This window comes from Neorhizobium sp. PAMB6716 (assembly GCF_058242805.1).
Window position 1 is genome coordinate 3,696,960 of the sequence record NZ_CM177835.1, and the last position, 20,752, is coordinate 3,717,711.

Genomic DNA, 20,752 nt, shown 5'->3' on the forward strand with positions numbered 1-20,752 from the left:
GGAGACTGATGTCATGGCTCTTTTTGCCTTCGTCTGCGCCGACAAGCCCGGCCACCTGAACGTTCGCATGGACACCCGCCCGGAACACGTCGAGCATCTCAATGCCCTGAACGAAAAGGGCATCCTGAAAATGGCCGGTCCCTTCCTGGATGGCGACGGCAAGCCGAACGGCAGCCTTGTCATCGTCGAGACCGACACGATTGAAGAAGCCCGCGCGCTTGCCGATGCCGATCCTTATGCCAAGGCCGGCCTCTTCCAGTCCGTCGAGGTAAAACCCTTCAACTGGGTCTTCAACAAGCCGGAGGCTTGAGGCGCAATGGCCTACTGGCTTTATAAATCCGAGCCGTTCAAATGGTCCTGGGAGATGCAGAAGGCCAAGGGGGCGGTCGGTGAGGAATGGACCGGCGTGCGCAATTATCTGGCGCGCAACAACATGCGGGCCATGAAGATCGGCGACAAGGGCTTCTTCTACCACTCCAACGAGGGGCTGGAAGTGGTCGGCATCGCGGAGGTTTGCGCGCTGTCGCATCCGGATTCGACGGCGGAAGGCGATCTTCGCTGGGATTGCGTTGATATCCGCGCCGTCTGCGACATGCCGAAACCGGTGTCGCTGAAGGACGTGAAGGCCAATCCGAAGCTGGAAAAGATGGCGCTCGTCACTTCCATGCGGTTGTCCGTGCAGCCGGTGACGGAAGAGGAATATTTCGAGGTCTGCCGCATGGGCGGGCTTAAAAATCCTCCGCTCTCGCCGTCCGAATAGGGGCCTCTCCTGAAAACCGATCCGCGCGCCTTCATTCTTGCCAATACGCGGGTCACAGCGCCGCCGCATGTGCCGGAAATCCGTCTGCATCTGGCCGACGAGGCGCATGATCTCTGGCTGAAGACGGAAGAGGAACTGGAGGCCATCGGCCTGCCGCCGCCCTTCTGGGCTTTTGCCTGGGCGGGCGGGCAGGGCGTTGCCCGCCATGTGCTCGATCATCCGCATCTGGTGGCCGGCAAATCTGTTCTGGATTTTGCGACTGGCTCCGGCCTCGTGGCAATCGCGGCAAAGCTTGCCGGCGCAGACACTGTGCTGGCCACCGATATCGATCCGTGGGCGGCAGCGGCCGTGGCGCTGAATGCTGCGGAAAACGAGGTGGCGCTCGCCTTCACTGGAGAGAACCTGGTGGGCGGGCCTGTCGACGCGGAGATAATCCTGGCCGGCGACGTGTTTTATGACCGCGATTTTGCAGCAGTCCTCATTCCCTGGTTCAGCCGTCTGGCAGACGCGGGCAAACAGGTGATCGTCGGTGATCCCGGCCGCAGCTATCTTCCCAAGGACCGGCTTTTCCCGCTTGCCACCTATCAGGTGCCGGTGACGCGGGCGCTGGAGGATAGCGACGTGAAGAAAACCACTGTCTGGCGTTTTACCTGAAAACGCCTTGTCACCGACCGCCGCGGATCACGCAGACGCCGGCTTCATAGGCGCAGGCGTTTCGGGCATCTTCCGGCATGCCGACAGAGATGATCCTTGCCCGCGGCGCAACATGCTTTTCGCGCGCACGATCTTTTGCATCGACAGTGCTTGCGAAATAGATGCCGTTTTCCCTGACCCGCAAAGCCGACACGGAACCGGCAAACGTACCGAGGCCGGCAATGACCGACGGAAGTCCATTGCCGCCCACTTGATCGCGATCATGGCGGCGATCAGGTTTGTGCAAGCTGTGCTTACGGTGAAAATCCTTGCGGTGCGATTCGTGACACATAGGACCACCGTTTTCGCTCCAGGCGACGGTCTGCGTGGAAAGAAGGACGGCTGCGGCGACCATGCCGGCCTTGAACACATGCGCCATCATGGCGGGCTCCCGATTTCGAGACTTCACCGGACGTTAACACATTCCGTATCCAATGGATCCTAACATCGTGAAAAGCTGATATAAATTCACGTGTGTGGACGAATCCGGGTCATGATGGACCCGGCCATCGCGCGGCTCGACCGGCCCCAATCGATTAAATTTAAAATCCTTCTTGATTTGGCTTGTGGTCTTGTCGCCCGACGATTAAATCACCCCATGATGCAATGCACATTTCTTCGGCATCGTGCATTGCCGGACGCGCTCCCGCGTGAATGCGCACCGAACGCCGCGAGGATATGATGGCGAATGTGACAAAGAATCGGCCCTTGTCGCCGCATCTGCAAATTTATCGTTTCATCCCCACCATGGCCATGTCGATCGTGCACCGCATTACCGGCGCTGCACTGTATTTCGGCACGGTTCTGGTGGCGGCCTGGTTGATTGCAGCAGCGTCCGGCGAAGAATACTTCAACCAGGTGAACTGGTTCTTCGGCTCCATCGTAGGACAGATTATCCTGTTCGGTTACACATGGGCCATGCTGCACCACCTGATCGGCGGTCTGCGTCATATCATGTGGGACCTTGGATACGGCTTCGAGAAGGAATTCTCCACGATGCTTGCCAAGGCCAATCTGGTTGCGTCCATCGTGCTGACCGTCCTTCTCTGGGCCGTCGTGCTGATCATTCGCTGAGGAGATTGTTGATGGATATGCGCACTCCCCTCGGCAAGGTCCGGGGCCTCGGTTCCGCCAAGAGCGGCACGGAGCACTTCTGGAAGGTCCGCACCACGTCTGTGGCGCTGGTTCCGCTCCTGCTGTTTTATCTCGGCTTCCTGGTCATGTATGCCGGCCGGCCGTATGCGGATGTGGTTTCGGCCCTGTCGAACCCGTTCATCGCCACGATCAATGCCCTGACCATCATCGCCAGCATCGTCCACATGCGGCTTGGCATGGAAGAGATCATTCAGGACTACATTCATTCGGAAAAGATGAAGGTGCTGGTCCTGATCCTCAACTCGTTTTTCTCGCTTCTTGTGGGTGGCCTCTGTCTTTTCGCCGCCTTGAAGATCGCATTCTGAGGTTAAATCCGTCATGGCATCGATCACTCCCATCGCGCAGACCGGCAAGGCCTATACCTATGTCGACCACTCCTATGACGTCATCGTCGTGGGAGCTGGCGGCGCTGGTCTCCGCGCCACGCTTGGCATGGCCGAGCAGGGCTTCAAGACGGCCTGCATTACCAAGGTTTTCCCCACCCGCAGCCACACGGTTGCGGCCCAGGGCGGCATTGCCGCATCGCTGAAGAACATGACGCCGGATAGCTGGCAGTGGCACCTTTACGATACCGTGAAGGGTTCTGACTGGCTGGGCGACGTGGATGCCATGCAATACATGGTCATGGAAGCGCCGAAGGCCGTCTATGAGCTTGAACATTACGGCGTGCCCTTCTCCCGTAATGAAGAAGGCAAGATCTACCAGCGCCCGTTCGGCGGCCACATGCAGAATTTTGGCGCCGGCCCGCCGGTTCAGCGCACCTGCGCTGCCGCAGACCGCACAGGCCACGCTATCCTGCACACGCTGTATGGCCAGTCGTTGAAGCACAACGCTGAATTCTTTATCGAATATTTCGCGCTCGACCTCATCATGTCCGATGACGGCCGCTGCACCGGCGTTGTCGCCTGGAACCTTGATGACGGCACGATCCATCGCTTTGCAGCGAAAATGGTGGTGCTGGCAACGGGCGGTTACGGCCGCGCCTACTTCTCGGCAACGTCCGCCCACACCTGCACCGGCGACGGTGGCGGCATGGTGGCACGCGCAGGGCTTCCGCTGCAGGACATGGAATTCGTCCAGTTCCACCCGACCGGCATCTACGGCTCTGGCTGTCTGATTACCGAAGGTGCGCGCGGCGAAGGCGGTTACCTCGTCAATTCCGAAGGCGAGCGTTTCATGGAGCGTTATGCGCCCTCGGCCAAGGATCTGGCCTCGCGTGACGTCGTGTCGCGCTGCATGACGATGGAAATCCGTGAAGGCCGCGGCGTCGGCAAGAACAAGGACCACATCTTCCTGCATCTCGACCATCTTGATCCGGCCGTGCTGCATGAGCGTCTTCCGGGCATTTCGGAAAGCGCCAAGATCTTTGCCGGTGTCGACGTGACGCGCGAACCGATCCCGGTCCTGCCGACGGTTCACTACAACATGGGCGGCATTCCCACCAACTACTGGGGCGAAGTGCTGAACGCAGACGCCAACAACCCTGAACGCCTGCTGCCCGGCCTGATGGCCGTTGGCGAAGCCGGCTGCGCATCGGTTCATGGTGCAAACCGCCTCGGCTCCAACTCGCTGATCGACCTCGTGGTCTTCGGCCGTGCTGCCGCCATCCGCGCCGGTCAGGTCATCGACCGCGTTTCGCCGGTGCCGGCGCTCAACACGGCTGCCTGCGACAAGATCATGGACCGTTTCGACGGTCTGCGCCATGCGGCCGGAGGCACTCCGACGGCTGTGCTGCGCGACAAGATGCAGCGCGCCATGCAGGAAGATGCCGCCGTGTTCCGCACGCAGGAATCGCTGGAAAGCGGTTGCCAGCGCCTGTCGGCCATCTGGAGTGAAATGAAGGATCTGAAGGTCACCGACCGTTCGATGATCTGGAATTCCGATCTCGTGGAAACGCTGGAACTGCAGAACCTGATGGCCAATGCCATCACCACGGTCTACAGCGCCGAGGCCCGCAAGGAGAGCCGCGGCAGCCATGCACGTGAGGATTACACCGATGGCGCATTTGCCGGCCGTGACGATGTGACCTGGCGCAAGCATTCGCTGGCCTGGGTTGGCGAGAACGGCGACGTGAAGCTGGATTACCGTCCTGTTCACACCGACCTCATCGCAGAAGGCATCGATCCGGTTAAGATCGAGCCCAAGGCACGCGTGTACTGACCGATGATCCTGGCGGCTTCCCTTCCCAGCACGGTGAAAAACCTCCCAGAGGGGAAGCCTCTTGGTATTTTTGCGATCAATCTCGATCGTTCGCCGGATCGTTGGCAACAGATCGAGGCAGGTTTTGGGGCATTGCCCTGGCCGCTTCATCGCGTTGCCGGCGTCGATGCCCGAAAGGATCCGCAGGCGGTGCTTGCAGTGCGCGGCACCGCGCTGAAATTTCCGCCGGATGCCGTGGGCTGGAATGCCCATCGCAACCGATTGTTCATGCTGACGGAAGAGGCCTGCCTTGCCGGTCACGTCATGGCCTGGCGGCAGTTTCTGGCGACCGACTTTGCCCATGCGCTGGTATTGGAGGACGATGCGGCACCGCAGCCGGGGTTCCAGACGGTGGTGAACGATCTGCTGGCACTGGGCTTCGATGCCGATATCGTCAAGCTGGAAGGAATTCCGCGGCCCGGAGGGCGCAAGGTCTTGTCCGTGGCGATGGTTGGAACACACCGGCTCGTGCGGTCGCTGCGCCCCTGCTCGGGTGCTGCCGCCTATATCGTGACGCGCCGTGCCGCGGAACGGCTGCTGGCGCGGATCGGGACTTCGTGCATTCCGGCGGATGATTTTCTCTGGGCGCCGTCCTGGCACGGGCTGAAGATTGCAGATCTTGCACCCTGGCCTGTGATGCAGTCGGGCGCTGCAAGCGTGATTGCGACGGCTAGGGCGCAAAAGCAGTCAAAGTGGCCGGCGCCGTTCGGCCGCGGTATGGCGGTATCCGTGCGACGGGTGGCCGAGCGTATGTCTCTTCTGTGGGCGGCGACGGATGGCCGTCCTCACGCACTTTTGACTGCAACCGTGGCGCAATGGGCGCCGGATGTTTATAACCTGGTTAACAGAACGGCGGCTGACGCCGAGGATCAAAGGTCCAGCAATGGTTGAACTCGCTCTCCCGAAGAACTCCACGATGACCGAAGGCAAGGTCTGGCCGAAGCCGGCCGGTGCCGCCAATGTCCGGGAATTCCGCATCTACCGCTGGAACCCGGATGACGGTCAGAACCCGCGCATCGATACCTATTACATCGATATCGACAATTGCGGGCCGATGGTTCTCGATGGCCTGCTCTACATCAAGAACAATATCGACCCGACGCTGACGCTGCGCCGCTCCTGTCGCGAGGGCATCTGTGGCTCCTGCGCCATGAACATCGATGGCTCCAACACGCTTGCCTGCACCAAGGGCATGGACGACGTGAAGGGCACCGTGAAGGTTTATCCGCTGCCGCATATGCCTGTCGTGAAGGACCTGGTGCCTGATCTCACCAACTTTTATGCCCAGCACCGCTCCATCGAGCCCTGGCTGAAGACGGTTTCTCCGCCGCCCGCCACCGAATGGAAGCAGAGCCACGAAGACCGCATGAAGCTCGACGGTCTCTACGAGTGCATTCTGTGCGCCTGCTGCTCCACCTCCTGTCCCAGCTACTGGTGGAACGGTGACCGTTATCTCGGTCCGGCCGTTCTGCTGCAGGCCTATCGCTGGCTGATCGACAGCCGCGACGAGTCCAAGGGCGAGCGCCTCGACAACCTGGAAGATCCCTTCCGGCTCTATCGCTGCCACACGATCATGAACTGCGCCCAGACCTGCCCCAAGGGCCTCAATCCCGCCAAGGCGATTGCCGAAATCAAGAAGATGATGGTCGAGCGCCGCGTCTGATACGGCTTTTTGCGGTCTTGACCTCGCGCAGATGTGTTCCATCTGCGTGGGCTCAAGGCTGAATAGGCATGGTTAACGGGCGGGGCGGCTTGATTTGACCTGTCCTTTGGCGATAATTCAGCCCTCCAGTCCAATAGCGGGATGGGCGTTGAGCGGTTTTAGGAGCTTTGTGATGCAGTTCAGATATGTGGTGACCGGTGCTGTGGTTGCTCTTGCCTTGGCCGGCTGCCAGCGTACTTCCTATAATCCCTATAGCTCTCTGCCTGCTCCCACCAATCCAGCGCCCTTGCAGGCCCAGCCGGTGCCCTCCGTGCAATCGGGCTCGCTCGATGCCCCCGGCGGCTCGCAGTTTCCGGCAGCCCCGCAGGACAACATGGCCTCGCTGCCGCCGGGTGGTGCAGCCGGTGGTGCAGCACCGGCAACGGCGCTCGACGTCACCAAGGAATCGATGGTCGGCAACTGGCGCGTCAACGCATCCGGTGCAACCTGCGACATGTTCCTGACGCTCACCAACCTTGGCAGCGGCGCGCGCGGCGGCACACGTGGCTGCACCGGCGAACTGACGACGATGGGGTCCTGGGAAGTCAGCGGCAAGAACGTTCTCTTCAAGAACCGCAATGGCGACGTGATCGCCCGCGCCTACAAGAGTGCCGACAACCGTTTTGATGGCACGACCAATTCCGGCCAGCCGCTTAGCCTCAGCCGTTAAGCCGACACGCCGGGAGCGCCGTCTCCCGGCACACAGGGCGCTTCATGGAATCTTTTCCCGATTACAATCACAGCGTTGGCGAAACGCTGAAGTCCATGGCCGCCGCCGGCACCCTGCAGCTTGATCCGGCCCAGATGGCGGTCGCTGCCCGTCTCGACCGCATTCTTTCGGCGCTGCGTGACAAGGCGCCCGCCAAAAAATCGAGTGCGCTCGGCTGGCTGTTTGGCCGCAAAAGCAAACGCACGGAGGCCGATATCCGCGGCCTCTACGTGCATGGCTCCGTCGGGCGCGGCAAGACCATGCTGATGGACATGTTTTTCGAAAAAGTGCCGGTTGCCGCCAAGCGCCGCTGCCATTTTCACGAATTCATGGCGGATGTTCATGCCCGCATCCATGCCCATCGCCAGAAGCTGAAGGCAGGCGAAACCCGCCAGGCCGACCCCGTGCCGCCGGTCGCCGCCGCCCTTTTTGCCGAAGCGGAACTGTTGTGCTTCGACGAATTTTCCGTCACCGACATCACCGATGCAATGATCCTCGGGCGCCTGTTTACCGAGTTGTTTTCTTTGGGCTGCGTGCTGATCGCCACCTCCAACGTCGCGCCGGATGATCTTTATCGCGAAGGCCTCAACCGCAGCCTGTTCCTGCCGTTCATCGACCTGCTGAAAACCAATGTCGACGTGGTGACGCTCGATTCCCCGACCGATTACCGCATGGAAAAGCTCGCCAGCCTGCCCGTCTACCTGTCGCCGCTCGATGGGCGCAACAAGGCGGCGATGGAAGCGACGTGGCGCCAGGTGATCGATGGCGGCAAGGCGGAACCGGCGGAGGTCGCAAGACCGGGTCGCAGCATCCATATCCCTTGCGCCCATGGGCGCGCAGCGCGGTTCACCTTTGCCGATCTGTGCGACGCGCCGCTGGGGGCTGCCGATTATCTTGCCATTACCGAGCACTATGACATGATCTTTGTCGAGGACGTGCCGGTTCTGGGGCCAGAAAAGCGCAACCAGACGAAACGCTTCATCAATCTTGTTGATGCACTCTATGATCGCAGCATCCGCCTGTTCATCACGGCGGCCGCGATGCCTGACGCACTTCTGACAGAAAAGCGTGGTACCGAAGGTTTTGAGTTCGATCGGACGATTTCGCGCCTGTTTGAGATGCGCAGCCCGGATTATCTGGCGCTGCACCATGAAAAGCATGGCAAAGCTTAACACTTTTGCGACACATTGTATTACGTTTACGTAAGAATTTTATCTTCTAACCGATTGAAATTATTCGGTCCAAAAGAATCGATTGCCATTTTTTTCCATAAGAGCTATGCGAAAGGCCGATATCGGTCGACAGCTTTCATGCCGGCCGTGCATCCGAATGGAGAGGAAGCTTTCGATGGCTCGCAAGAAGATCGCACTTATTGGTTCCGGCATGATCGGTGGCACGCTGGCGCACTTGGCCAGCCTGAAGGAGCTGGGCGACATCGTCCTCTTCGACATTGCTGACGGTGTGCCGCAGGGCAAGGGTCTGGATATCGCCCAGTCCGGCCCGGTCGAAGGTTTTAACGCCAAGCTGTCGGGTGCCAGCGATTATGCCGCCATTGAAGGCGCAGACGTCTGCATCGTCACCGCCGGTGTTGCCCGCAAGCCGGGCATGAGCCGCGACGATCTTCTCGGCATCAACCTCAAGGTCATGGAACAGGTCGGCGCCGGCATTGCAAAATATGCCCCGAACGCTTTCGTGATCTGCATCACCAACCCGCTCGACGCCATGGTCTGGGCGCTGCAGAAGTTCTCCGGCCTGCCGAAGAACATGGTCGTCGGCATGGCCGGCGTTCTCGACAGCGGCCGTTTCCGCCTGTTCCTGTCGGAAGAATTCAATGTATCGGTTCAGGACGTCACCGCCTTCGTTCTCGGTGGTCACGGCGACACCATGGTGCCGCTCGCCCGTTACTCCACCATCGGCGGCATTCCGCTGACAGACCTCGTCAAGATGGGCTGGATCACCGAGGAGCGCCTCGAGCAGATCATCCAGCGCACCCGTGACGGCGGCGCTGAAATCGTCGGCCTCCTGAAGACCGGCTCGGCCTATTACGCACCGGCCGCTTCCGCCATCGAGATGGCTGAATCCTTCCTCAAGGACAAGAAGCGCGTTCTGCCCTGCGCGGCCTACCTGTCTGGCCAGTACGGCGTCAACGACATGTATGTCGGCGTTCCCACCATCATCGGTGCCGGCGGCATCGAGCGCATCATCGAAATCGATCTCAACAGCGAAGAGCAGGCGGCTTTCCAGAAGTCCGTCGGCGCCGTTGCCGGCCTCTGCGAAGCCTGCACTGCCATTGCACCCGCTCTCAAGTAATCGCCCAACGGCCTAGAGACCTAAGGACCAGACGATGAACATTCATGAATATCAGGCCAAGGCTCTTCTGAAGAGCTATGGCGCACCGGTTGCCGAAGGTGTGGCGATCTTTTCCGCAGAAGAAGCCGAAGCTGCCGCAAAGCAGCTTCCCGGCCCGCTTTATGTGGTGAAAAGCCAGATCCACGCTGGCGGCCGTGGCAAGGGCAAGTTCAAGGAACTCGGCCCCGACGCCAAGGGCGGCGTTCGCCTGGCTTTCTCGATCGATGAAGCCAAGAGCCATGCCAAGGAAATGTTTGGCAACACGCTGGTAACCGCCCAGACGGGCGATGCCGGCAAGCAGGTCAACCGCCTCTACATCGAAGACGGCGCCGACATTTCGCGCGAACTCTATTGCTCGCTGCTGGTCGACCGTTCGGTCGGCAAGGTTGCCTTCGTGGTTTCGACGGAAGGTGGCATGGACATCGAGGCTGTCGCCCACGACACGCCGGAAAAGATCCACACCATCGCCATCGACTCGGAAACTGGCGTTACGGCTGAAAACATCGCTGCCATCTCCACGGCGCTCGAACTTTCGGGTGCTGCTGCAGAAGATGCCAAGTCGCTGTTCCCGATCCTCTACAAGGCCTTCAGCGAAAAGGACATGGCTCTCCTCGAGATCAACCCGCTGATCGTCATGAAGAATGACCATCTGCGCGTTCTCGACGCCAAGGTCTCCTTCGACGGCAACGCCATGTTCCGCCATGACGACGTCAAGGCGCTGCGCGACGAATCTGAAGAAGACGCCAAGGAAATCGAAGCCTCCAAGTGGGACCTCGCTTACGTGGCGCTCGACGGCAACATCGGCTGCATGGTGAACGGCGCTGGCCTTGCCATGGCAACCATGGACATCATCAAGCTCTACGGCAAAGAGCCGGCAAACTTCTGCGACGTCGGCGGTGGCGCCGGCAAGGAGAAGGTCGCGGCTGCCTTCAAGATCATCACGGCTGACCCGAAGGTCGAGGGCATCCTCGTCAACATCTTCGGCGGCATCATGAAGTGCGACGTCATTGCAGAAGGCGTCGTTGCCGCTGTGCAGGAAGTCGGCCTCAAGGTTCCGCTGGTCGTTCGTCTCGAAGGCACCAATGTCGAGCTTGGCAAGAAGATCCTCAACGAATCGGGCCTGGCGATCACGGCTGCCGACGACCTGGACGATGCTGCCAAGAAGATCGTCGCGGCGATCAACGCCTAATCTGAAGGACCGGAAACAATGTCTATTCTCGTCAATAAAGACACCAAGGTCCTCGTTCAGGGCCTGACCGGCAAGACCGGCACCTTCCACACCGAACAGGCGCTTGCTTATTACGGCACGCAGATGGTCGGCGGTATTCACCCGAAGAAGGGTGGCGAAACCTGGACCGGCTCCAAGGGCGAAAGCCTGCCGATCTTTGCCTCCGTTGCAGAAGCCCGCGAGAAGACCGGCGCTGACGCCTCGGTCATCTACGTTCCGCCGGCAGGTGCAGCTGACGCCATCATCGAGGCGATCGACGCTGAAGTGCCGTTCATCACCTGCATCACCGAAGGCATTCCGGTCATGGACATGGTGCGGGTCAAGGCCCGCCTCGAAAAGTCCAAGTCGCGCCTGCTCGGCCCCAACTGCCCGGGCATCCTGACACCGGAAGAATGCAAGATCGGCATCATGCCGGGCTCCATCTTCCGCAAGGGTTCGGTCGGCATCGTTTCGCGTTCGGGCACGCTCACCTATGAAGCCGTGTTCCAGACGTCCAACGAGGGCCTTGGCCAGACCACGGCTGTCGGCATCGGCGGCGACCCGGTCAAGGGCACGGAATTCATCGACGTGCTCGAAATGTTCCTCGCCGACGACGCCACCCAGTCGATCATCATGATCGGCGAAATCGGCGGCGCTGCCGAAGAGGAAGCTGCACAGTTCCTCATCGACGAAGCCAAGAAGGGCCGCAAGAAGCCGATGGCAGGCTTCATCGCTGGCCGCACTGCACCGAAGGGCCGCACCATGGGCCATGCCGGTGCTGTCGTGTCCGGCGGCAAGGGTGACGCGGAATCCAAGATCGAAGCCATGGAAGCGGCTGGTATCAAGGTTTCGCCATCGCCTGCACGCCTCGGCAAGACGCTGGTTGAAGTCCTCAAGGGCTGAACCACATAAGCGTTACGATGATAAGCTTCGGGCAGGCGAGCCGTGAAAGGGTCGCCTGCTTCGGTCGCAAGGGATAGGTTTCCCCGGCGCACCACAGACATTGAAAGCGACGGTCGGCGCTTCAAGTTCCGGCACCCAAACACGTCAGGAGGCGGGCGTCAAAGCCCGCATGAACATCATGGCACGGCAAGAAGCCAACGAGCAGTTTCTCATCACTTCGTTCCTCGACGGCGCGAATGCCAGCTATATCGAGCAGCTTTATGCCCGGTATGAAGAGGATCCGAATTCCGTCGGTCCCGAATGGCAGTCCTTTTTCAAGGCGCTGGCTGATAACCCGGAAGACGTGAAGAAGGCCGCCCAGGGCGCCTCCTGGCAGCGCAAGAACTGGCCCATTCCGGCCAATGGCGATCTCGTCTCGGCACTCGACGGCAACTGGCCCGTCGTGGAAAAGGCCATCGAGAAGAAGGTTCAGGCGAAGGCCGAAGCCACAGCCGTCTCCGCCGGCAAGCCGCTCGATCCGGCCGAAGTGCTGCGCGCCACCCGCGACAGCGTTCGCGCCATCATGATGATCCGTGCCTACCGCATGCGCGGCCACCTGCATGCCAAGCTCGATCCGCTCGGCCTTGCAGCCCCGGTCGAGGACTATAACGAACTGTCGCCCTCGGCTTATGGTTTCACCGAGGCCGATTACGACCGCAAGATCTTCATCGACAACGTGCTGGGGCTGGAATACGCCACCATCCGCGAAATGCTCGACATTCTCGAGCGCACCTATTGCTCGACGCTCGGCGTCGAATTCATGCATATCTCCAATCCGGAAGAAAAAGCCTGGATCCAGGAGCGCATCGAAGGCCCCGGCAAGGGCGTCGAATTCACGCCGAACGGCAAGAAGGCGATCCTGCAGAAGCTGGTGGAATCGGAAGGTTTCGAGCAGTTCATCGACGTCAAGTACAAGGGCACCAAGCGCTTTGGTCTCGACGGCGGCGAATCGCTGATCCCGGCGCTCGAACAGATCATCAAGCGCGGCGGCCAGGACGGTCTGGAAGAAGTGGTTCTCGGCATGGCCCATCGCGGCCGCCTGAACGTTCTCACAAACGTCATGCACAAGCCGCACCGCGCCGTGTTCCACGAGTTCAAGGGCGGTTCGTTCAAGCCTGATGAAGTCGAAGGCTCGGGCGACGTGAAGTACCATCTCGGTGCCTCCTCCGACCGCGAATTCGACGGCAACAAGGTTCACCTGTCGCTGACGGCAAACCCGTCGCACCTGGAAATCGTCAACCCCGTCGTCATGGGCAAGGCACGCGCCAAGCAGGACATGCTGGCAAAGTCCTGGGATGGCGATGTCATTCCGCTGAAGGAACGCGCCAAGGTTCTGCCGCTTCTGCTGCACGGCGATGCCGCCTTTGCCGGCCAGGGTGTGACGGCTGAAATTCTCGGCCTGTCTGGTCTGCGCGGTCACCGCGTTGCCGGCACGCTGCATTTCATCATCAACAACCAGATCGGTTTCACCACCAATCCGGCCTATTCGCGCTCGTCGCCCTATCCGTCGGATGTGGCCAAGATGATCGAAGCGCCGATCTTCCACGTCAACGGCGATGATCCGGAAGCGGTTGTTTATGCGGCCAAGATCGCCACCGAATTCCGCATGAAGTTCCACAAGCCGGTGGTCGTGGACATGTTCTGCTACCGCCGCTTCGGCCATAACGAAGGCGATGAGCCGGCGTTCACGCAGCCGAAGATGTACAAGGTCATCCGCGCCCACCAGACGGTGACGGAAATCTATGCGGCCCGCCTGATTGCCGAAGGCCTGATCTCCGACGGCGAATTCCAGAAGATGAAGGCCGACTGGCGCGCTCATCTGGAGCAGGAATTCGAAGCCGGCCAGAGCTACAAGCCGAACAAGGCTGACTGGCTGGATGGTCAGTGGTCCGGTCTGCGGTCGGCAGACAATGCCGACGAACAGCGTCGCGGCAAGACTGCCGTGCCGATGAAGTCCTTAAAGGAAATCGGCCGCAAGCTGTCGACCATCCCGGAAGGTTTCAACGCGCACCGCACCATCAAGCGCTTCATGGATAACCGTGCGCAGATGGTGGAAACCGGCGAGGGCATCGACTGGGCCATGGCGGAAGCCTTTGCCTTCGGGTCGCTTGCACTCGATGGCCACAAGGTTCGCCTGTCCGGCCAGGATTGCGAACGCGGCACGTTCAGCCAACGTCACTCGGTTCTCTACGATCAGGATACGGAAGAGCGTTATATCCCGCTTGCCAACCTGTCGCCGACCCAGGCTCGTTACGAAGTCATCAACTCGATGCTGTCGGAAGAAGCCGTGCTCGGTTTCGAATATGGTTATTCGCTGGCCCGCCCGAATGCGCTGACCCTCTGGGAAGCCCAGTTCGGTGATTTCGCCAACGGTGCGCAGGTGGTGTTTGACCAGTTCATCTCGTCGGGTGAACGCAAGTGGCTTCGCATGTCCGGCCTCGTCTGCCTTCTGCCGCATGGTTATGAAGGTCAGGGTCCGGAACATTCGTCCGCCCGCCTCGAGCGCTGGCTGCAGATGTGCGCCGAAGACAATATGCAGGTGGCCAACGTTACGACGCCGGCCAACTACTTCCACATCCTGCGCCGCCAGATGAAGCGTGACTTCCGCAAGCCGCTGATCCTGATGACGCCGAAGTCGCTGCTGCGCCACAAGCGCGCCACCTCCACGCTTGCCGAAATGGCCGGCGAAAGCTCATTCCACCGCCTGCTGTGGGATGATGCCGAAGTCATCAAGGACGGCCCGATCAAGCTCCAGAAGGATGCCAAGATCCGTCGCGTCGTGATGTGCTCCGGCAAGGTTTATTACGACCTCTTGGAAGAGCGCGAAAAGCGCGGCATCGATGATGTCTACCTGCTGCGTCTGGAACAGCTTTATCCGTTCCCGGCCAAGGCCCTGATCAACGAGCTGAGCCGCTTCCGCCATGCGGAAATGGTGTGGTGCCAGGAAGAGCCCAAGAACATGGGTTCGTGGTCCTTCATCGATCCGTACCTCGAATGGGTGCTGGCGCATATCGATGCCAAATACCAGCGCGTACGCTACACCGGCCGCCCGGCGGCTGCTTCTCCGGCAACGGGCCTGATGTCGAAGCATCTGGCGCAGCTCGAAGCCTTCCTCGAAGACGCGCTCGGCGGCTGATTTCAGCCGCCCCGTCTGAAGTTCAACGACATCGGTTAAAAAACGGAAACAGATCATGGCCACCGAAATTCGCGTCCCCACCCTCGGCGAATCCGTCAGCGAGGCAACTGTCGGCACCTGGTTCAAGAAGGTCGGTGACACGGTCAAGGCCGATGAGCCGATCGTTGAACTGGAAACCGACAAGGTTACCGTCGAAGTCCCGGCTCCAGCCTCGGGCGTTCTGACGGAAATCATCATTGCCGCCGGCGAAACGGTCGGGCTGAACGCGCTGCTCGGCCAGATCGCCGAAGGCGCTGCCGGTTCCGCCGGTGCATCGGCGGCGGCTCCTGCTGCAACGCCGGCTCCGGCTGCTGCCCCTGCCGCCCCGGCGCCAGCTGCGGCTCCTGCCTCTGCCGGCACCTCCATGCCGGCCGCTCCTGCCGCTGCAAAGCTTGCAGCCGACAACAACATCGCAACGGGTGATGTTGATGGTTCCGGCAAGCGTGGCCAGGTGCTGAAGGGCGACGTGATCGCTGCCATCGCCAAGGGCCCCGCTGCTGCAGCGCCGGCCCCGGTTCCGGCTGCCCCGCGCGCTCCCTCCACCACGGAAGATGCCGGCCGCGAAGAGCGCGTGAAGATGACGCGCCTGCGCCAGACCATTGCCAAGCGCCTGAAGGATGCCCAGAACACGGCCGCCATGCTGACCACCTACAACGAGGTGGACATGTCTGCAGTGATGGACCTGCGCAACCGCTACAAGGACGTGTTCGAAAAGAAGCATGGCGTGAAGCTCGGCTTCATGGGCTTCTTCACCAAGGCCGTGACCCACGCCCTGAAGGAACTGCCGGCCGTTAACGCCGAAATCGACGGCACCGACATCATCTACAAGAACTATTGTCACGTCGGCATGGCCGTCGGCACCGACAAGGGCCTCGTCGTTCCGGTTATCCGCGATGCCGACCAGCGCTCGATCGCCGGTGTCGAAAAGGAACTCGGACGTCTTGCCAAGGCAGCGCGCGACGGTTCGCTCGGCATGGCCGACATGCAGGGCGGCACCTTCACCATCACCAATGGTGGCGTGTACGGTTCGCTGATGTCTTCGCCGATCCTCAATGCTCCGCAGTCGGGCATTCTCGGCATGCACAAGATCCAGGATCGTCCGATGGTTGTCGGCGGCCAGATCGTCATCCGTCCGATGATGTATCTTGCTCTGTCCTATGACCACCGTATCGTCGACGGCAAGGAAGCAGTCACCTTCCTCGTGCGCGTCAAGGAAAGCCTGGAAGATCCGGAACGTCTGGTTCTCGATCTCTGATAACCAAACAAGGAGGACGAGATGGATACGATGGTGCAGCATGCGACGCCCTACATGGCGCTTCTGGTGCTCAGTGTCGTGCTTCTCGTCTTCCACGTCATGCTGCAGGGTTTCCTTGCAACGCGTGAACTGGGGTCCGGTTGGAACGCCGGTCCTCGCGATGATGGCCAGAAGCCGAAATCCGCGCTTGCCGGTCGGGCTGAACGTGCATCCCTCAACTACCGTGAAACCTACCCGGCCTTTGTCGGTCTCGTGCTGGCGCTTGCCTTTTACGGCGATGTGAGCGGCTGGGGCCTCTTCGGCGGCTGGCTGTGGTTTGTGTGCCGTCTTGCCTATATTCCGCTTTACCTTGCCGGCATCCCCTACATCCGTTCGCTGGTCTGGCTGGGATCGCTGCTGGGTCTTCTCGTGATGATCATCGGGTTGATGGTATGATGCACCAGTATGGTCTCGAACTTGCCTCGCTGATGGCGATCTTTTCCTTCGCCATCATCTCGCCGGGCGCCGATCTCGCCATGGTCATGCGCCAGTCCATGGTTCATGGGCGTCGTCAGGCAATCATCACCAGTTTCGGCATCGGCAGTGCGCTGATGTTTCATGTCACCTATACGATCCTTGGCCTGGGGTTGATCATCTCCCAGTCGATCACGCTGTTCAACATCGTCAAATGGTGTGGTGTTGCCTACCTCCTTTATATCGGTGTGAAGGCCCTGCGCGCCGGCAAGGCCGACCTGTCGGTCAAGCTTGACGGGACCGTTGCGGATGACCGCGGTCAGTCGGGTCTGCGCGCCTACGGTCTCGGCTTTGCCGCCAATGCGCTCAACCCGAAACCTGTGTTTTTCTTCCTGTCGATTTTCTCCACCGCCGTCAGCGCCCAGACGCCGATCCTGGTGAAGTTCAGCTATGGCATGGTGATGGCAAGCTGCCTGATCGCATGGTTCGTCGGGGTGAGCGTCTTTCTCACCACGCCGCGCATGCGGGCGGCTTTTGCGCGAGCAAGTCAGTGGATAGATCGGGCCAGCGGCCTGGTCTTCATTGCGCTTGGCTTGAAGCTGGCCGTGCAGAAGGCCTCGTAAGGAAAAACGCGATGTCGATGGATCAACAACCAGTTCTGCTCGTGACCGGCGCCAGCCGCGGCATCGGCGCAGCGGTGGCCATAAAGGCCGCCGAGGCCGGCTGGGCTGTTGTCATCAACTATCTTTCGAATGCCGCAGCGGCCGAGGCGGTGGCAAAAACGATCAGCAATGCCGGTGGCATCGCGCGCATTGTCCAGGGCGATACCGGCACGGAAGAGGGCATCGCCGCCATCTTCGCATCCGTTGATCGAGAATTCGGCCGCATCGACGGCCTCGTCAACAATGCCGGCGTTGTCGATCAGACGGCCCGCGTGGACGAGATGTCGCGCGAGCGGCTGGACCGGATGTTTGCGATCAATGTCATCGGCAAGATCCGCTGCGCGTCGGAAGCGGTCAAGCGCATGTCCACCCGCCACGGCGGCAAGGGCGGCGCCATCGTCAACATCTCCTCCATGGCAGCCGTTCTCGGCAGCGGTGGGCAATATGTGGATTATGCCGCGGCCAAGGGCGCCGTTGATACGTTCACCATCGGCCTGTCGCGCGAAGTGGCAACCGAAGGTGTTCGCGTCAACGCGGTGCGGCCCGGCATTATCGATACGGATATTCACGCCTCCGGTGGCCTGCCGGATCGTGCAAGAGACCTGGCACCCTCGGTGCCGATGCAACGCGCCGGCACGGCCGAGGAAGTGGCGGAGGCGGTTCTTTACCTTCTGTCGCCGCAGGCTTCCTACGTGACGGGCGCAATCATGAATGTGAGCGGCGGCAGATAGTCGCGCAAGAACGAAGGATTTCGACAATGGCATATGATCTGATCGTAATCGGCACCGGCCCCGGCGGCTATGTCTGCGCCATCAAGGCAGCACAGCTCGGCATGAAGGTGGCCGTGGTCGAAAAGCGCTCCACCTTCGGCGGCACCTGCCTCAATGTCGGCTGCATCCCTTCCAAGGCGCTGCTGCACGCTTCGGAAGTTTTTGCACACGCCAAGCACGGCATGGAAGAGCTGGGCGTCGAGGTGTCCGGCACCACGCTCAACCTTGAAAAGATGATGGGCCACAAGGACGCGACCGTAAAGTCGAACGTCGATGGTGTTGCCTTCCTCTTCAAGAAGAACAAGATCGAAAGCTTCATCGGCACCGGCAAGATCGTCTCCGCAGGCAAGGTATCCGTCACGGCTGAAGACGGCGCTGTGCAGGAGCTGGAAACGAAGAACATCGTGATTGCCACCGGCTCTGACGTTGCCGGCATTCCGGGCGTCCCCGTCGAGATCGACGAGAAGGTCATCGTCTCCTCCACCGGCGGCATCGCGCTGGACAAGGTGCCCGGCCACATGGTTGTCGTCGGCGGCGGCGTTATCGGCCTCGAACTCGGCTCGGTCTGGTCGCGCCTCGGCGCCAAGGTGACGGTTGTCGAGTATCTCGACAGCATCCTCGGCGGCATGGATGGCGAAGTGTCCAAGCAGTTCCAGCGCATTCTTGGCAAGCAGGGCGTGGAATTTAACCTCGGCGCCAAGGTGACCGGCGTTGAAAAAACGGAAACCGGCGCCAAGGTCACGTTCGAGCCCGTCAAGGGCGGTGATGTCAAGACGATCGACGCCGATGTTGTGCTGGTCGCCACCGGCCGCAAGCCTTACACGGCAGGCCTTGGTCTGGAAGAAGCCGGCGTCGTGCTCGACAATCGCGGCCGCGTCGAAATCGACCACCACTATGCCACCAATGTTGCCGGCATCTATGCCATTGGCGACGTGGTGAAGGGCCCGATGCTCGCCCACAAGGCGGAAGACGAAGGCGTGGCGCTGGCTGAAATCCTCGCCGGCCAGCACGGCCATGTGAACTATGACGTCATCCCAGGCGTCGTCTACACCCAGCCGGAAGTCGCCTCCGTCGGCAAGACGGAAGAAGAACTGAAGGCGGCAGGCGTTTCCTACAAGGCCGGCAAGTTCCCCTTCACCGCAAACGGTCGCGCCCGCGCCATGCAGGCAACCGACGGCTTCGTGAAGGTTCTCGCCGACAAGGACACCGACCGCGTACTCGGCGTCCACATCATCGGCTTCGGCGCCGGCGAAATGATCCACGAAGCAGCCGTGCTGATGGAGTTCGGCGGCTCGTCGGAAGACCTCGGCCGTACCTGCCACGCGCATCCGACGATGTCGGAAGCGGTCAAGGAAGCAGCACTCGCCACCTTCTTCAAGCCGATCCACATGTGATCGGTCGCCAAAATCCGGCTATGAAAAGCCGCCATCCGGTTTTCGGGTGGCGGCTTTTTTGTGTGTGACCGCATGCCGCATCAAGCCGCGCCGATTGTGTGCGCCGACCGGTTGCTCGGGCTCTATGATTTGCAGATGTCCCAGTCCGTGCCCCATCTTCACACGCTCATTTCCTGTCTGCCCAGCTTGCCGCATCCAGCTTTGCCACAGGCGGACTGGGCGGATTGTTACAGCCTGCGCGTCAAAACCATCGGCAGGCTTCAGGCAGCGGACGTGGCGCATCTGGCGCTTGACCGGTTTCCGCCCTGGGCACGGTTTCTGCTCTGGCTTCGAAACGCAATCGTTGCCCCCTTCGGCCTGCAATCCACCCGCGATGTCGCCTCGAACCATACCGAGGTGATCGGATTTTTCCCCATCATCAGCCAATCGGATGGACGGATCGTGGTTGGTCTTGACGATAGCCATCTGGATTTTCGGCTGGTGATTGATGTCCTTGACCAAGGTGAGGGGGAGGCCTTGGTTTCGCTCACCACTCTGGTCTATCGAAAGGTCCTGTTGGGGCGCATCTACATCGCTGCCATCACGCCGTTTCACCGGCTGATCGTTAAGGCGTCGCTGCGCCAGGTGGGGCGGTGTCTGGAGGCGAAGCGTCGCTGAGGGGCGCCTCGCACTGCCGCAGGCGGTGCCTGGCCTCTCTCGCGGCCACGCCACATGTGATTGGTCAATTCCTCGGTTAAATTCTCGACAGGAGAACACACGCTGCTTGCGTCCCGGGTGCAGGCTCTTACTGTGGGTCATTCTTAACCCATTGAAAAGGTGATGAAATGTCTCCGCTTTCTTACTCGGTGCCGCAACGTATCCTGCATTGGGGCATGGCGTTGCTGATCTTGTTCAACCTGTTGTTCACCGATGGCATGGAGCAATGGAACAGGCTCGTGCGACGCGGCGAGACGGTCACGCCGGATGATCTCGCCTCGGCCAACATCCATGCCTATGTCGGCATCGCCATCTTGGTTCTGGCCGTCGTGCGTCTTGGCCTGCGCTTCGTGCAGGGCGTGCCGGCCGCGTCCGAAGTCGAGCCCCCGCCATTGCGGCTCCTGGCCCACATCACCCACGGGCTCCTCTATGCGCTGCTGTTTGCCATGCCGCTTGCCGGCATCGGGGCGTATTATTTTGGCAATGCGACAGCCGGCTTCGTGCATGCGGATGTCTTGAAGATCCTGCTCTGGCTCCTGCTCGGCGCCCATGTCGCGGGCGCGCTTGTCCACCAGTTCATCTGGAAAACCAATGTTCTCGCCCGCATGACACGCGGCGTGTGAGGAGCAGC

22 protein-coding genes are annotated in these 20,752 nt (G+C 60.7%); 21 read left to right on the plus strand and 1 reads right to left on the minus strand.

Annotation, left to right across the window (positions count from 1 at the left end; all coding sequences use genetic code 11):
- Positions 1 to 13 precede the first annotated feature (13 nt).
- Genes AC4CWH_RS17890 through AC4CWH_RS17900 form a run of 3 tightly spaced genes read left to right on the plus strand, consistent with a single transcriptional unit; the run spans position 14 to position 1,414 of the window.
- Positions 14 to 310 carry a YciI-like protein gene (locus AC4CWH_RS17890; RefSeq protein WP_491319765.1) on the plus strand — a complete coding sequence of 99 codons (297 nt, stop codon included), beginning with the start codon at positions 14 to 16 and terminating at the stop codon, positions 308 to 310.
- Positions 311 to 316: 6 nt separating this feature from the next.
- A complete protein-coding gene (locus AC4CWH_RS17895; protein ID WP_491319766.1) occupies positions 317 to 760 on the plus strand; it encodes an EVE domain-containing protein in 444 nt (147 codons plus the stop codon).
- A 9-nt stretch (positions 761 to 769) separates the two neighbouring features.
- The gene (locus AC4CWH_RS17900; RefSeq protein WP_491321470.1) at positions 770 to 1,414 is read left to right on the plus strand and encodes a class I SAM-dependent methyltransferase; all 645 of its coding nucleotides are present in this window, start codon (positions 770 to 772) and stop codon (positions 1,412 to 1,414) included.
- A 10-nt stretch (positions 1,415 to 1,424) separates the two neighbouring features.
- Here AC4CWH_RS17900 and AC4CWH_RS17905 read toward each other — a convergent pair whose 3' ends face one another.
- The gene (locus AC4CWH_RS17905) at positions 1,425 to 1,835 is read right to left on the minus strand and encodes a hypothetical protein (protein ID WP_491319767.1); all 411 of its coding nucleotides are present in this window, start codon (positions 1,833 to 1,835) and stop codon (positions 1,425 to 1,427) included.
- A gap of 299 nt (positions 1,836 to 2,134) precedes the next feature.
- Here AC4CWH_RS17905 and sdhC point away from each other — a divergent pair, with 299 nt between their 5' ends.
- The 18 genes from sdhC to AC4CWH_RS17995 all read left to right on the plus strand — a co-directional run bounded on the left by sdhC (position 2,135) and on the right by AC4CWH_RS17995 (position 20,744).
- Complete coding sequence (gene sdhC, locus AC4CWH_RS17910; RefSeq protein ID WP_491319768.1) at positions 2,135 to 2,527, plus strand: succinate dehydrogenase, cytochrome b556 subunit; 393 nt, start codon at positions 2,135 to 2,137, stop codon at positions 2,525 to 2,527.
- Positions 2,528 to 2,538: 11 nt separating this feature from the next.
- Positions 2,539 to 2,913: a succinate dehydrogenase, hydrophobic membrane anchor protein gene (gene sdhD, locus AC4CWH_RS17915; RefSeq protein WP_491283402.1), complete on the plus strand. Its 375-nt coding sequence runs from the start codon at positions 2,539 to 2,541 to the stop codon at positions 2,911 to 2,913.
- 13 nt (positions 2,914 to 2,926) lie between these two features.
- Complete coding sequence (gene sdhA, locus AC4CWH_RS17920; RefSeq protein ID WP_491283403.1) at positions 2,927 to 4,768, plus strand: succinate dehydrogenase flavoprotein subunit; 1,842 nt, start codon at positions 2,927 to 2,929, stop codon at positions 4,766 to 4,768.
- A 3-nt stretch (positions 4,769 to 4,771) separates the two neighbouring features.
- Positions 4,772 to 5,698, plus strand: a complete 927-nt coding sequence (locus tag AC4CWH_RS17925; RefSeq protein WP_491283404.1) for a glycosyltransferase family 25 protein — start codon at positions 4,772 to 4,774, stop codon at positions 5,696 to 5,698.
- Complete coding sequence (locus AC4CWH_RS17930) at positions 5,691 to 6,470, plus strand: succinate dehydrogenase iron-sulfur subunit (RefSeq protein WP_491283405.1); 780 nt, start codon at positions 5,691 to 5,693, stop codon at positions 6,468 to 6,470. The genes AC4CWH_RS17925 and AC4CWH_RS17930 overlap by 8 nt, the downstream gene beginning before the upstream one ends.
- Positions 6,471 to 6,642: 172 nt before the next feature.
- The gene (locus AC4CWH_RS17935) at positions 6,643 to 7,179 is read left to right on the plus strand and encodes a protease inhibitor Inh/omp19 family protein (RefSeq protein WP_491319769.1); all 537 of its coding nucleotides are present in this window, start codon (positions 6,643 to 6,645) and stop codon (positions 7,177 to 7,179) included.
- 44 nt (positions 7,180 to 7,223) lie between these two features.
- A complete protein-coding gene (gene zapE / locus AC4CWH_RS17940) occupies positions 7,224 to 8,390 on the plus strand; it encodes a cell division protein ZapE (RefSeq protein WP_491319770.1) in 1,167 nt (388 codons plus the stop codon).
- 175 nt (positions 8,391 to 8,565) lie between these two features.
- A complete protein-coding gene (mdh, locus tag AC4CWH_RS17945) occupies positions 8,566 to 9,528 on the plus strand; it encodes a malate dehydrogenase (RefSeq protein WP_491319771.1) in 963 nt (320 codons plus the stop codon).
- 34 nt (positions 9,529 to 9,562) lie between these two features.
- Positions 9,563 to 10,756: an ADP-forming succinate--CoA ligase subunit beta gene (gene sucC, locus AC4CWH_RS17950; protein WP_491319772.1), complete on the plus strand. Its 1,194-nt coding sequence runs from the start codon at positions 9,563 to 9,565 to the stop codon at positions 10,754 to 10,756.
- An 18-nt stretch (positions 10,757 to 10,774) separates the two neighbouring features.
- Positions 10,775 to 11,677: a succinate--CoA ligase subunit alpha gene (gene sucD / locus AC4CWH_RS17955; protein WP_491283410.1), complete on the plus strand. Its 903-nt coding sequence runs from the start codon at positions 10,775 to 10,777 to the stop codon at positions 11,675 to 11,677.
- 178 nt (positions 11,678 to 11,855) lie between these two features.
- Entirely contained in the window at positions 11,856 to 14,852 is a 2,997-nt protein-coding gene (locus tag AC4CWH_RS17960; RefSeq protein WP_491283411.1) for a 2-oxoglutarate dehydrogenase E1 component, read from the plus strand.
- 55 nt (positions 14,853 to 14,907) lie between these two features.
- Positions 14,908 to 16,146: a 2-oxoglutarate dehydrogenase complex dihydrolipoyllysine-residue succinyltransferase gene (gene odhB, locus AC4CWH_RS17965; RefSeq protein WP_491319773.1), complete on the plus strand. Its 1,239-nt coding sequence runs from the start codon at positions 14,908 to 14,910 to the stop codon at positions 16,144 to 16,146.
- 21 nt (positions 16,147 to 16,167) lie between these two features.
- Entirely contained in the window at positions 16,168 to 16,581 is a 414-nt protein-coding gene (locus AC4CWH_RS17970) for an MAPEG family protein (protein WP_491319774.1), read from the plus strand.
- Entirely contained in the window at positions 16,581 to 17,222 is a 642-nt protein-coding gene (locus tag AC4CWH_RS17975) for a LysE family translocator (RefSeq protein WP_491321471.1), read from the plus strand. Before AC4CWH_RS17970 ends, AC4CWH_RS17975 begins: the two co-directional genes overlap by 1 nt.
- A gap of 17 nt (positions 17,223 to 17,239) precedes the next feature.
- Entirely contained in the window at positions 17,240 to 17,992 is a 753-nt protein-coding gene (locus tag AC4CWH_RS17980; RefSeq protein WP_491321472.1) for an SDR family oxidoreductase, read from the plus strand.
- A 26-nt stretch (positions 17,993 to 18,018) separates the two neighbouring features.
- On the plus strand, positions 18,019 to 19,425 hold the full coding sequence (gene lpdA, locus AC4CWH_RS17985; RefSeq protein ID WP_491319775.1) for a dihydrolipoyl dehydrogenase: 1,407 nt from the start codon (positions 18,019 to 18,021) through the stop codon (positions 19,423 to 19,425).
- 135 nt (positions 19,426 to 19,560) lie between these two features.
- A complete protein-coding gene (locus AC4CWH_RS17990) occupies positions 19,561 to 20,082 on the plus strand; it encodes a DUF2867 domain-containing protein (protein WP_491319776.1) in 522 nt (173 codons plus the stop codon).
- A 167-nt stretch (positions 20,083 to 20,249) separates the two neighbouring features.
- Positions 20,250 to 20,744, plus strand: a complete 495-nt coding sequence (locus AC4CWH_RS17995; RefSeq protein ID WP_491319777.1) for a cytochrome b — start codon at positions 20,250 to 20,252, stop codon at positions 20,742 to 20,744.
- The last annotated feature ends 8 nt before the right edge of the window (positions 20,745 to 20,752 follow it).

Excerpts from the sequence above, each read along its gene's own strand:
- AC4CWH_RS17925 (WP_491283404.1), top strand. The coding sequence starts at position 4,772 with ATGATCCTGGCGGCTTCCCTTCCCAGCACGGTGAAAAACCTCCCAGAG.
- AC4CWH_RS17975 (WP_491321471.1), top strand. The coding sequence starts at position 16,581 with ATGCACCAGTATGGTCTCGAACTTGCCTCGCTGATGGCGATCTTTTCC.
- mdh (WP_491319771.1), top strand. The coding sequence starts at position 8,566 with ATGGCTCGCAAGAAGATCGCACTTATTGGTTCCGGCATGATCGGTGGC.
- AC4CWH_RS17905 (WP_491319767.1), bottom strand. The coding sequence starts at position 1,835 with ATGATGGCGCATGTGTTCAAGGCCGGCATGGTCGCCGCAGCCGTCCTT.
- sdhD (WP_491283402.1), top strand. The coding sequence starts at position 2,539 with ATGGATATGCGCACTCCCCTCGGCAAGGTCCGGGGCCTCGGTTCCGCC.
- AC4CWH_RS17990 (WP_491319776.1), top strand. The coding sequence starts at position 19,561 with ATGTCCCAGTCCGTGCCCCATCTTCACACGCTCATTTCCTGTCTGCCC.
- AC4CWH_RS17930 (WP_491283405.1), top strand. The coding sequence starts at position 5,691 with ATGGTTGAACTCGCTCTCCCGAAGAACTCCACGATGACCGAAGGCAAG.
- sucC (WP_491319772.1), top strand. The coding sequence starts at position 9,563 with ATGAACATTCATGAATATCAGGCCAAGGCTCTTCTGAAGAGCTATGGC.
- lpdA (WP_491319775.1), top strand. The coding sequence starts at position 18,019 with ATGGCATATGATCTGATCGTAATCGGCACCGGCCCCGGCGGCTATGTC.
- AC4CWH_RS17960 (WP_491283411.1), top strand. The coding sequence starts at position 11,856 with ATGGCACGGCAAGAAGCCAACGAGCAGTTTCTCATCACTTCGTTCCTC.
- odhB (WP_491319773.1), top strand. The coding sequence starts at position 14,908 with ATGGCCACCGAAATTCGCGTCCCCACCCTCGGCGAATCCGTCAGCGAG.
- AC4CWH_RS17890 (WP_491319765.1), top strand. The coding sequence starts at position 14 with ATGGCTCTTTTTGCCTTCGTCTGCGCCGACAAGCCCGGCCACCTGAAC.
- AC4CWH_RS17980 (WP_491321472.1), top strand. The coding sequence starts at position 17,240 with ATGGATCAACAACCAGTTCTGCTCGTGACCGGCGCCAGCCGCGGCATC.
- AC4CWH_RS17970 (WP_491319774.1), top strand. The coding sequence starts at position 16,168 with ATGGATACGATGGTGCAGCATGCGACGCCCTACATGGCGCTTCTGGTG.
- sucD (WP_491283410.1), top strand. The coding sequence starts at position 10,775 with ATGTCTATTCTCGTCAATAAAGACACCAAGGTCCTCGTTCAGGGCCTG.
- AC4CWH_RS17935 (WP_491319769.1), top strand. The coding sequence starts at position 6,643 with ATGCAGTTCAGATATGTGGTGACCGGTGCTGTGGTTGCTCTTGCCTTG.
- sdhA (WP_491283403.1), top strand. The coding sequence starts at position 2,927 with ATGGCATCGATCACTCCCATCGCGCAGACCGGCAAGGCCTATACCTAT.
- AC4CWH_RS17995 (WP_491319777.1), top strand. The coding sequence starts at position 20,250 with ATGTCTCCGCTTTCTTACTCGGTGCCGCAACGTATCCTGCATTGGGGC.
- AC4CWH_RS17895 (WP_491319766.1), top strand. The coding sequence starts at position 317 with ATGGCCTACTGGCTTTATAAATCCGAGCCGTTCAAATGGTCCTGGGAG.
- zapE (WP_491319770.1), top strand. The coding sequence starts at position 7,224 with ATGGAATCTTTTCCCGATTACAATCACAGCGTTGGCGAAACGCTGAAG.
- sdhC (WP_491319768.1), top strand. The coding sequence starts at position 2,135 with ATGGCGAATGTGACAAAGAATCGGCCCTTGTCGCCGCATCTGCAAATT.